Source organism: Bacillus sp. AY3-1, assembly GCF_008368785.1.
GTDB lineage: Bacteria > Bacillota > Bacilli > Bacillales > Bacillaceae_G > Bacillus_A > Bacillus_A wiedmannii.
In genome coordinates this window covers 84,589-96,012 of the sequence record NZ_QORZ01000012.1, presented here as the reverse complement: position 1 = coordinate 96,012, position 11,424 = coordinate 84,589, and the positions used below count along the sequence as shown (strand labels likewise).

Genomic DNA, 11,424 nt, shown 5'->3' with positions numbered 1-11,424 from the left:
TGTTACCACTTTTGTATTTTTATAACAACTTTCGTATAAAAATACCCTAGTCATGTGAGACTAGGGTGCAAGGAAGAAGCCACCCTTTCCGGTCTCACAGGACTGAATTAAAAGGTTGTTATTATGAAGCAATCTGCTTAGATTGTTTTATTTGTTTCGTTTCCGGTAGTAGTAGATTTAACAGTACACCTACAATTGCTGCTAGTGCCATTCCTTCTACTTGGAACGATTCTCCTACATGAAGTACCGCTCCACCAATACCGATTACTAGTATTACTGATGCAATCATTAAGTTTCGTTTGTCACTTAGGTCTGTTTTATCATCTACCATCATGCGTAATCCGCTTGATGCGATTACACCGAATAGTAAGATTGATACTCCACCCATAACCGGTGTTGGTATGGAGTGAATCAGCGCGGAAATCTTACCGATAAAACCAAACATGATTGCGAATACTGCTGATCCGATGAATAAGTATACGCTGTAAGCTCTCGTAATTGCTAGCACACCGATATTTTCACCATACGTTGTATTCGGTGGTCCACCTATTAGTGATGCAATCAATGTTGCTATTCCATCACCGAAGATTGAGCGATGTAAACCTGGTTTTTCAATTAAATCTCTTTTAATAACGTTTCCAAGTACAATTTGATGTCCGATATGTTCTGAAATTGTTACTAGTGCAACTGGTACCATCAAGAGTACAATCTTCCACGAAAACTCCGGAGTATATGTTACAAATGGTACTGTGAAATCTGGTACAACAAACCATTTTGCCTCAGCTACCGGCTTTAAGTTTACTAGCCCTTGGAAGTAAGCGAAGATATATCCGCCGATAATGCCCAGTAACACTGGTATGATACTGAAAAACCCTCTTCCGAATATAGAGCAGATAATTGTAATTGCTAATGTTACTAATGCTACTGAAAAGTGTGTAAAGCTATATTTGCCATCCGCACCGTTCATCGCCATGTTAACTGCTGTATGTGCTAAAGCTAGACCGATTACCATTACGACTGGACCAACTACGATTGGCGGAAGTAATTTCATAATCCACTCTGATCCTGACTTCTTAATTCCGAGTGAGATTAAGATGTACACAAGTCCTGCAAACAAACCACCGAGCATTGCTGCTCCAGGTCCACCTGCTGTTTTCGCTGTTATAATCGGTGCGATAAAGGCGAATGATGATCCTAGATAGGCAGGTACTTGACCTTTCGTTATAAGAAGAAACGCTAGCGTTCCTAATCCACTTGATATTAATGCTACTGACGGATTCAATCCTGTTAAAAACGGAACAAGCACTGTTGATCCAAACATCGCGAACAAATGTTGTATACTTAAAAATAACCATTTTCCCGGTTTCGGTACTTCATTAACGTCTAACACTGGCTTTTGTTCCATTGTTACATCCTCCTTCAGTTTAAATCTTTGCAATAAAAAAACTCTTTGTGCCTGTGCACAAAGAGTCCTACACTTTCGTATGCCAAATTTGACATATGAAAGCCAAGACCCTTTGGCAGCCTCACAGGACTACATTTAAAAGGGCTTTACTTATCGTATATGCTTACTCGATCTTGTTGATCTGTCTCTTGCAAATCAACTTCGATACGCTCTTCACTTGATGTTGGAATGTTCTTTCCTACATAATCAGCGCGAATTGGTAGTTCACGATGACCTCTATCAACAAGAACCGCCAGTTGGATTTGTGATGGTCTACCTAAATCCATAAGAGCATCCATTGCCGCTCGAACTGTTCTTCCTGTATATAATACATCATCCACAAGGATAACTTTTTTCTTCGTAATATCTACAGGGATATCAGAACCTTTTACAAGTGGTTCTTCATTTTTCGATTGTAGTGTTAGATCATCACGATATAACGTAATATCTAGCTCTCCAACTTCCATTTCTTTTCCTTCAATTTGACCAATTCGTTCTGCCAAACGTTGTGCAATAAAAATTCCACGAGTTTTAATTCCGACAAGAACACAATTATCGACACCTTTATTTCGTTCCACGATTTCATGACTAATTCGTGTTAAAGCGCGGCGAATCATTTGGTCATCTAAAACGACAGCTTTCTCTTGCATGCTCTACACCTCCAAGCTTTTTTCTTGCGTGAGAGTAATGGTATAAAAAAAGTCCTCTCAGCGTGTGCGAGAGGACTTTTGAAAAAAGGGTACAGCATACCCTATGTATTTCAAACCGTTACCTTCTCAACCTCACGGGGCTGTGTTAAAGGATCATTATTTAACTGTTGTCAGTATCTCAGTTTTCTTATGATTTGTCAATACTATTTCCGTAAAATATTTAATGCGTCTTCAAACACTTCTGGAATCGGTGCCTCAAACTGAATATATTCACCAGTACGAGGATGGTCAAACCCTAAAATACCTGCGTGAAGTGCTTGTCCATTCATGTCTAATGTTTTCTTCGGACCATACTTCGGATCTCCTGCAAGTGGATAGCCAATGTATTTCATATGAACACGAATTTGGTGCGTACGTCCCGTTTCTAAGCGACATTCTACAAGTGTAAAATCTTTAAAGCGTTCTAACACCTGGAAGTGTGTAACAGCATTCTTACCATTTTCATCAACTGTCATGCTTTGACGTTCTTTCTTATCGCGACCAATTGGCGCATCGATCGTTCCTTTATCATGCGGAATCACACCGTGTACAATCGCTTTGTAACGTCTTGTTACTGTTTTTGCTACAAGTTGATTTACAAGTGACTCATGCGCCACATCATTTTTAGCAACCATTAATAGTCCAGATGTATCTTTATCAATACGATGCACGATACCAGGACGCATTACACCGTTAATACCTGACAGGTCTGTACAATGGTGCATAAGTCCGTTTACAAGCGTACCGCTTGTATGCCCTGGAGCTGGATGTACAACCATACCACGTGGCTTATTTACAACGAGTACATCTGCATCTTCATAATAAATTTCTAAGCCCATATCTTCTGCTTGGATATCTAACTCTTCTGGATCAGGAATCGTTACTGTAATTTCATCGTTTTCTTTAACTTTATAATTCACTTTTACCGATTTTCCATTAACTGTAACGACATCATCTTTAATCCATTGTTGTACTTGTGAACGTGACCATTCACTGTTTATTTCTGCAACGAATTTATCAATTCGCTCACTTTTTTGTTCTTCTGCAACTGTTACTTGTACTACTTCACTCATTCAATTACTCCTTCGTTTTCTTGCCTTCTAATAATGTTTGAATAATAATTAATACAACACCAATACATAATGCTGAATCAGCTATATTGAATACTGGATAGTTGTACGAGAAAATATACACGTGAATGAAATCCACTACTTCTTGTCTAAATACACGATCAATGAAATTACCAATTGCTCCGCCTAGTATTAGACCTAATGAAATCCCTAGAAGTTTGTCTGTTTTCGCATATTTTTGCATATAAATTACGATAAATACTACAAAAACGACTGTAATAATGTAGAAAAACCACATTTTATTTTCTAAAATCCCCCAGGCAGCTCCTCTATTTCGATGTGATGTTATGTATAATACATTATCGATAATCGGAATGCTCGTACCCAATTCCATGTTCTTTACAATTAGCCATTTCGATATTTGATCGATGGCAATGACAAATAACGCTATTACATAATATATCATTTTCATTTCCCCCACAAAGACAGTGTACCTCAAAATTTTAGCATAGCTGCAACCTTTTCACAATGAACCTTTATAGAAGAATAAAATAAATTAAAAAAAGGTAATATAATATCGTTGTGCGCATTCATACATTTACTTTTTCATAGAAAAATTCATGAATGGTACGGGCAGTCGGCATCGTCTTCATTTGTTTTACCGAAATTGCTCTCCCCGTTTCTTCACAAATACCATACATATCTATTTCCATTTTAAATAATGCACGTTCTACATCTTTTAAGTCCTCTTTTATATCATGTAATAGGAGTTTTTTCTTTATCTCTTCCTTAATTTCATATCCAAGCTCTTCGCTAAACTCTGTATCATATTTGTGCATGACCTCTTTAGCTAGCCTCTCTTGTAACTCTTTTCGCATCAATTGCAATTCTTCTTTGATTTCCATATACATTTCATTCACGTGTACATTCCTCCTAGCTGCAATGTACGATTAGTGTGTCCGAAATTTCTATGCTTACCTCACACACATTTTTCCTTCATAGGAAAGAGAGTGAAAGTTATTTTAATATATCATCAACAAAAAAACTGACTGTACTTACGCACAGTCAGTTTTTTTATTATTTTACATAGTTTTCTTTAACAACTGTTGCACAACGCTCACATAATGTTTCATGTTCAGCGTCTTTACCAATTGTTTCTGAAACTACCCAACAACGTTCACATGTTTCACCAGTTGCTTGAGCAACAACAACCGCTGTATGCTCATACTTCGGCGCATCTGCTGGCGCTTCTTCCATCATACCACCAAGTTTATACTCAGAAACGATGAATAATTGCTTTAAGTCTTCGCTAATAGACTCTAACATAGTTTTCATTTCTACAGTCGGATATAGCGTAATACTTGCATTTAATGACTTACCGATTACTTTCTCATTACGAGCTACTTCTAACGCTTTTAATACGTCATCACGCAGCGTCATAAATGCATCCCATTTTGTTTTTAATGCTTCCGCACCATCTAATTGTACAGCTTCTGGCATATTAGTTAATTGTACACTTTCTTCTGTTACACCCGGAATGTATGGCCATACTTCATCAGCTGTATGCGGTAAGATTGGTGTTACAAGTTTCGTCAATGCAACAAGAACATCATATAATACAGTTTGAATTGCACGACGATCTTCATGGTTTGCACCTTCAATGTATAAAATGTCTTTTGCAAAGTCTAAGTAGAATGAACTTAAATCAATTGTACAGAAGTTATGAATTGCATGATACACAGCAGCGAAGTCGTATGTTTCATATGCTTCTTTTACTTTTGTAATTAAGTCATTTAATTTCACTAACATGTAACGATCTACTTCACGAAGTTCAGCTACAGCTACTGTATTTTCACTTGGCTTAAAGTCATCTAAGTTTCCTAATAAGAAACGGAATGTGTTACGGATTTTACGATACACTTCTGCTACTTGTTTTAAAATATCATCTGAAATACGTACATCAGATTGATAGTCAACAGAAGATACCCATAAGCGTAAAATATCTCCACCTAATTGATCCATAATTTTCTTCGGTACGACGATGTTTCCAATCGACTTACTCATTTTACGTCCTTCACCATCTAATACGAAACCATGGCTTAGTACGCCTTTATATGGAGCTTTACCTGTTACAGCAACTGCTGTTGATAATGAAGAGTTAAACCAACCACGATACTGGTCAGATCCTTCTAAATATAAATCAGCTGGACGTTGTAAGTCTTCGCGCTCTTCTAATACTGCTTGGTGAGAAGAACCTGAATCGAACCATACATCCATGATGTCTGTTTCTTTACGGAATTCACCATTTGGGCTACCTGTATGTGTAAATCCTTCTGGTAATAGATCTTTCGCTTCACGCTCAAACCATACGTTAGAACCGTGCTCACGGAATAAATCTGCTACATGGTTAATTGTTTCATCTGTAATAATTGGATCACCATTCTCTGCATAGAATACAGGGATTGGCACACCCCATGCACGCTGACGAGAAATACACCAGTCACCACGGTCACGAACCATATTATGAAGACGAGTTTCTCCCCATGCTGGTACCCATTTTGTTTCCGCAACAGCTTCTAATAATTCTTTACGGAACGCTTCAATAGATGCAAACCACTGTGCTGTTGCACGGAAAATAATTGGTTTTTTCGTTCTCCAATCATGCGGGTATGAATGCGTAATGAACGTTAGTTTCAGTAACGCGCCTACTTCTTCTAATTTTTCTGTAATTGGCTTGTTAGCTTTATCATAGAATAAGCCTTCAAATCCAGGTGCTTCATTTGTTAATACACCTTTATCATCAACTGGGCAAAGTACTTCTAATCCATACTTTTTACCAACAACGAAGTCATCTTCCCCGTGTCCTGGTGCTGTATGAACACAACCTGTACCTGCATCTGTTGTTACGTGATCTCCTAGCATAACTAATGAATCACGATCGTAGAATGGATGTTTTGCAACTGTATACTCAAGTTCGCTACCTTTTACCGTTTTCACAACTTCAGCATTTTCCCACTCTAACGTTTTTGCAACTGTCTCAAATAGTTCAGAAGCAATAATATATTTTTCATCATTTACTTTTACAATAGCGTATTCAAGTTCTGGGTGAACAGAAATACCTAAGTTTGCAGGTAACGTCCAAGGTGTTGTTGTCCAGATAATAAATTTCTCATCACCTTCTAATACGTTCTTTCCGTCTTTTACAGGGAATGCTACGTAAATAGATGCTGATTTTTTATCTTGGTATTCAATTTCAGCTTCTGCTAAAGCTGATTCACTCGTTGGAGACCAGTAAACTGGTTTTTGTCCTTTATAAATATAACCTTTTTTCGCCATATCACCGAACACTTTAATTTGTTGCGCTTCATAAGCCGGCTCTAAAGTAATATATGGGTTATCCCAATCTGCACGTACACCTAAACGCTTAAATTGTTCACGTTGACGTTCTACTTGTTCATATGCATACTCTGCACATAACTTACGGAACTCAGCAACTGTCATTTCTTTACGCTTTACACCTTTATTTGTTAAAGCTTGCTCAATTGGTAAACCGTGTGTATCCCAACCCGGTACATATGGTGCGCAGTAACCTGTCATTGATTTATAACGAACAATAAAGTCTTTTAGCACTTTATTTAATGCATGTCCCATATGAATGTCACCATTCGCATATGGAGGTCCATCATGCAGTACAAATAAAGGACGACCTTTCGTATGTTCTTGTACCTTTTCATAAATATTCATTTCAGCCCACTGTTCTTGCATTGCAGGCTCACGTTTTGGTAAATTCCCACGCATTGGGAACTCTGTTTTTGGCATTAGTAATGTATTTTTGTACTCCATGCTCAATTCCTCCTTACATGTATAAAAGAAACACTTAAAAAACGGAATAGAAAAGAGACCTTCTCATCCCAAAAAGGGACGAGAAAGTCTCCCGCGGTACCACCCTAGTAGATCCTATACGTATGTATACAATCCTCTTTATATTCTTAACGCGAATATACGCCTACGCTTACTCTATTTGTTCAGCGCGGAACTCCAGGGTGATATTCCCATTATCTCCTTATCCTGAGCTTACACCATCCTCAGTTCGCTATATAAGGTATGAAAAAGGTACTTATCCCTATCTTCGTTTTTCTTAATAAATATGTTGTTTAAAATTATATGTAATAATGAGAAAAACGTCAAGCTTACACTGTTTCTTCTTTTTTCAACAGTTCATCTACTTCGTCTTCTAACTCAATTAGTTTATCCCAATCATCGTTGTTTAACATTTCAAGCTGTGTTTCTAATAACATACGGAAACGAGTGCGGAATACTTTCGCTTGTTTCTTTAGCTCTTCAATATCAAAGGCAACTTTTCTTGATTTTACTAACGCTTCGTTAATAATACGGTCTGCATTCTTTTCAGCTTCACGTACGATTAATTTTGCTTCTTTTTGCGCGTTACGTTTTACTTCTTCCGCTGCTTCTTGTGCAACGATGATAGATTTGTTTAACGTATCTTCAATATTAGAGAAATGATCTAACTTCCCTTCTAATTGCGCAACTTTTTCTTCTAAAGCTTTTTTCTCACGAATGACTAATTCATAATCTTTGATAATTTGATCAAGAAACTCATTTACTTGATCTTCATCATAGCCACGGAATCCGCGACCAAATTCTTTGTTATGAATATCTAATGGTGTTAACGGCACAACGCCACCTCCAAGTAGTTATCTAAATTTCCTATTTCAATTATATCTTTTCTTCGACAAAATAGGAGGATTTCCTTCTAAAAAACCAATCATTTTAGTATACCATACAAAATTCTCCATTTGTCGCGCTTTGTTCTACCTTCTACAGAAAACAATTTACTTCGTCCATATCCTCTCACTGAAAAAACATCTCCTGGATAACATTCATAAGAGGTTTGCTCCACTGTTTTCCAATTAACTTTTACTAAACCATTTTTTATGAAAGGTTGTACTTTTTGTCTGGATATATGTAACATTTCAGCCAACATAACATCTAAACGAAGTGAAGAAACCGTTCCAGATTTCTCTCCCCACGTTTCTTGCATCTGTAGAATTTTTTCTCCTTGCACTGGTGATAAGGAGACTTTCACTTTCCCTATAGATTGTAAGTTCATCTCAATATAAGATACAACTTCTTTCGCGACTACAATTTGGGCACGATCTTCTTGAAGCAAAATATCACCACATTTTTCTCTCGTTAAACCAAGAGACATAAATGTACCTAATATTTGCCTATGTTCTAGCGTATAAAACTTGGAAGGATAGTCAATTTCCAATACTTCTACTTGAAATTCCTCTTCATTCACTACTAGATAGTCCGGATAAATGAGTGCTCTCTTACGCTCTGCATGAGGCGTTGCACCATCAAACTGTACAGCAACATCCCCTTGTCCTATTACCATAGTGACAATTTGTTGTTGTCTTGGATCAAGGAAGTCTGTTAACTTCACTTGATGGTACTCCGCTGCTCGCTTCCACTCTAACACCTTATCCACAAAGACCTCTTCATCGGGTCTGAAATGTTCATAGATGCTCATGTATTTAACCTCTTACTATAAGAAATAGTTGAATATACTTATTAAACCATTCGTAGCAAGCTTTAACGTGAAAATCGCAACGAGTGGAGAGATATCAATCATACCAAGCGGCGGAATAAATCTGCGAAATGGTTCTAAATACGGTTCACAAATACGCGCAAGAATTTCTCCAAAAGTTGATTCTTTTGCACCAGGGAACCATGATAGAAGAATGTAAATAATAAGTGCCCACGAGTAGATCTCGATAGCAGTAATTAAAACGTTTAAAACTGTTACCATGGCGTATTACCACCTCTTTATATTTGTGTCTTCTTCTTCACCGAATAACTCTGAAATTGCGCCAACAATATCTACATTTTCAGGGGTACACATAAATGTTTTCGGTCCTATTTTTTGAATGTCCCCGCCTATAGCGTATACAGTACCACTTAAAAAGTCAACGATACGTACAGCTTGATCAGTAGACATTCGTTGTAAATTAATCACAACAGCTCGTCTACCTTTTAAATGGTCCGAAATCCCTTGTGCTTCCGAATATGTGCGTGGTTCTAATAAAACAACTTTTGAAGATTGCTTTGCCGTTTCAATGCTCACAACATTTTGTTTCGGTTGCGCTTTTGGAAACGCAACATCTTGTTGTTCTGGCGGATCTTGCTGCTTCTTCATGTCTGTTTGCTCCTTTTCATAACTATATTGAGCTGCTTCTTTTTCTTCCGGTGTATCAAAAAAGAAGTATTTTACTTTTGACCAACTCATAATAAGATTCTCCTTCCTTTTACGCTTTTCCTACTAAAATCGTCCCCAAACGAATATATGTAGCACCTTCTTCAATTGCAATCGTGTAATCATTAGACATTCCCATTGATAATTCTTTACATGGCGCATGTAATAATTCTAGCTCCTGCACCTCTGTTTGTAGCATACACAACTCCTTAAAACAGCGTCTGATTTCTTCCTCTTCTTCTGTAAACGGAGCCATTGTCATTAGTCCCACCACTTCAATCTTATCCAATTCTTGCAAACTTTGAATAAAAGAAACGGTTTCTTCTATTGCCAATCCTTGCTTTGATTCTTCAGATGATGTTTTCACTTGAATAAAACATTTCACTTTCTTATCAGCACGTTTTTGAATTTCTTTTGCAAGTGAAAGACGATCTAACGAATGTAAATAATCAATTTCATTAATGATTTCTTTTACTTTTCTCGTTTGTAATGATCCAATAAAATGCCAATTCACTTTTGAACCGAAATGTTCGTACTTCTGTAAGAAACTTTCATTTCTATTTTCACCTAAATCGATAATTCCAGCTTCAATTACTTCGTTTGTTTTTTCAATTCCTACCGTTTTTGTAACCGCAACGAGTTTAATATCTTGCAACGAACGTCCCGCTCGTACGCAAGATTGTTTAATTGCTTCATTTACAGTTGTTAAATTTTTTTGTACTGTCACTTGCTTTCTTCCTCCTTAAAACCTATGAAACTCAACATTCTTCCTGTCTTACCTTGATCACGACGATGAGAGAAAAATAGTTGTTCTTCACAGCTTGTACAAAGAGATGACATTACAATATTCTCTTCTTTTATGCCTGATTGTACACATAATATACGATTAATTTCTTTTAAATTAATTGCGTACTGCCCATCAGAAATTTTTTTATAAGGGACAGAGCCGTTTACTACTTGCTCTGCTGCTGTTAACACTCGATCATCAACAACGTAACAACAAGATCCAATTGCTGGTCCAATTGCAACATGAATTTCATCACTTGAAATCCCTTCTGCATTCCATTTTTGAATCATTTCCTTTGCAATCTCTTTTACAGTCCCTTTCCATCCAGCATGCGCAAGTCCTATCATACCATGTGATGGTGCATAAAAATAGAGTGGAACACAATCCGCGTAACATGATGTTAGAAGAACATCATTATTAGTCGTATAAATGCCATCTGTTTTTGAAATGCCGTCTTCATATGAATAGACGCCACTTCCTTTTTCCTGTTGTCCTACTTTTTCAACATGATGATCATGAACTTGTTCAGAGCAAATCCAGTTTTCTAATGGTTTTTGTAACTTATTTGCTAAAATGCGTCTGTTTTCATGAACGTTCTCCACGATATCATTCACATGTAATCCTAAATTCATCGCATGATAGGAGCCCGTACTTACCCCACCATCTTTTGTCGTAAATCCAGCAGTAATGTTTCCAAGTTCTTTCCACGCTTGTAAATACAGTATACCGTCCACATATTTAAATGGTTGTCTCATAAAGTGACTCCTTTTAATTAAAATAACATAAAAAAGCATGGTACTTCCTGTCTATTTTACCATACTTTTATTTTTTCATAATGCCAACAGAAAAAAAAGAGGAATTTGTAATATTCTTTATGAAATTGTCGGTGTTTGTATTGATTCTGTTACAGAATTAACAGGATTTACTCTAACAAGTATGACATCTTCCCCAATTTTCATAATTTCCTCCCAAGGAATTACAATTTCTACATCCTTCCCAAAGATCCCTAACATACGTGCCTGTTTGGAAATAATAATAGACCCGATCTTCCCTGTGTTCATATCAATTTCAATATCTCCAATATTCCCAAGCCTTTTTCCATCTGAAACATTTATTATCTCTTTCATCTGCAACTCCGAAATTCTTATCATTTTCAT

13 protein-coding genes and 1 other annotated feature are annotated in these 11,424 nt (G+C 36.9%); all 13 genes read right to left on the bottom strand.

Annotated features, from left to right (window positions below; translation table 11 throughout):
• Positions 1–121 precede the first annotated feature (121 nt).
• Positions 122–1,405 carry a uracil permease gene (gene uraA, locus DN389_RS08550; RefSeq protein WP_000435919.1) on the bottom strand — a complete coding sequence of 428 codons (1,284 nt, stop codon included), beginning with the start codon at positions 1,403–1,405 and terminating at the stop codon, positions 122–124.
• A 146-nt stretch (positions 1,406–1,551) separates the two neighbouring features.
• A complete protein-coding gene (pyrR, locus tag DN389_RS08545) occupies positions 1,552–2,094 on the bottom strand; it encodes a bifunctional pyrimidine operon transcriptional regulator/uracil phosphoribosyltransferase (protein WP_001156490.1) in 543 nt (180 codons plus the stop codon).
• A 203-nt stretch (positions 2,095–2,297) separates the two neighbouring features.
• Positions 2,298–3,206 (bottom strand): RluA family pseudouridine synthase, encoded by a 909-nt coding sequence (locus tag DN389_RS08540; protein ID WP_000005846.1) that lies wholly within the window; start codon positions 3,204–3,206, stop codon positions 2,298–2,300.
• 4 nt (positions 3,207–3,210) lie between these two features.
• On the bottom strand, positions 3,211–3,669 hold the full coding sequence (lspA, locus tag DN389_RS08535) for a lipoprotein signal peptidase LspA (RefSeq protein ID WP_000642186.1): 459 nt from the start codon (positions 3,667–3,669) through the stop codon (positions 3,211–3,213).
• A gap of 124 nt (positions 3,670–3,793) precedes the next feature.
• Positions 3,794–4,123 (bottom strand): TraR/DksA C4-type zinc finger protein, encoded by a 330-nt coding sequence (locus tag DN389_RS08530; protein ID WP_001004658.1) that lies wholly within the window; start codon positions 4,121–4,123, stop codon positions 3,794–3,796.
• A 157-nt stretch (positions 4,124–4,280) separates the two neighbouring features.
• Positions 4,281–7,046, bottom strand: coding sequence for an isoleucine--tRNA ligase (gene ileS2 / locus DN389_RS08525; protein ID WP_000455964.1), 2,766 nt, complete (start codon positions 7,044–7,046; stop codon positions 4,281–4,283).
• A 71-nt stretch (positions 7,047–7,117) separates the two neighbouring features.
• Positions 7,118–7,342 (bottom strand) — a binding site (T-box leader).
• Between the two features lie 51 nt (positions 7,343–7,393).
• A complete protein-coding gene (gene divIVA, locus DN389_RS08520; protein ID WP_001131609.1) occupies positions 7,394–7,900 on the bottom strand; it encodes a septum site-determining protein DivIVA in 507 nt (168 codons plus the stop codon).
• 89 nt (positions 7,901–7,989) lie between these two features.
• Positions 7,990–8,757, bottom strand: coding sequence for a YlmH family RNA-binding protein (locus tag DN389_RS08515; RefSeq protein WP_000029706.1), 768 nt, complete (start codon positions 8,755–8,757; stop codon positions 7,990–7,992).
• Positions 8,758–8,772: 15 nt separating this feature from the next.
• A complete protein-coding gene (locus DN389_RS08510) occupies positions 8,773–9,036 on the bottom strand; it encodes a YggT family protein (protein ID WP_000259082.1) in 264 nt (87 codons plus the stop codon).
• A gap of 6 nt (positions 9,037–9,042) precedes the next feature.
• Entirely contained in the window at positions 9,043–9,513 is a 471-nt protein-coding gene (locus tag DN389_RS08505; protein WP_000119131.1) for a cell division protein SepF, read from the bottom strand.
• A 19-nt stretch (positions 9,514–9,532) separates the two neighbouring features.
• Positions 9,533–10,207, bottom strand: a complete 675-nt coding sequence (locus DN389_RS08500; RefSeq protein ID WP_000218035.1) for a YggS family pyridoxal phosphate-dependent enzyme — start codon at positions 10,205–10,207, stop codon at positions 9,533–9,535.
• Positions 10,204–11,022, bottom strand: coding sequence for a peptidoglycan editing factor PgeF (pgeF, locus tag DN389_RS08495; RefSeq protein ID WP_001249694.1), 819 nt, complete (start codon positions 11,020–11,022; stop codon positions 10,204–10,206). Before pgeF ends, DN389_RS08500 begins: the two co-directional genes overlap by 4 nt.
• Before the next feature lie 117 nt (positions 11,023–11,139).
• Positions 11,140–11,418, bottom strand: coding sequence for a YlmC/YmxH family sporulation protein (locus DN389_RS08490; RefSeq protein ID WP_000619414.1), 279 nt, complete (start codon positions 11,416–11,418; stop codon positions 11,140–11,142).
• Positions 11,419–11,424 lie beyond the last annotated feature (6 nt).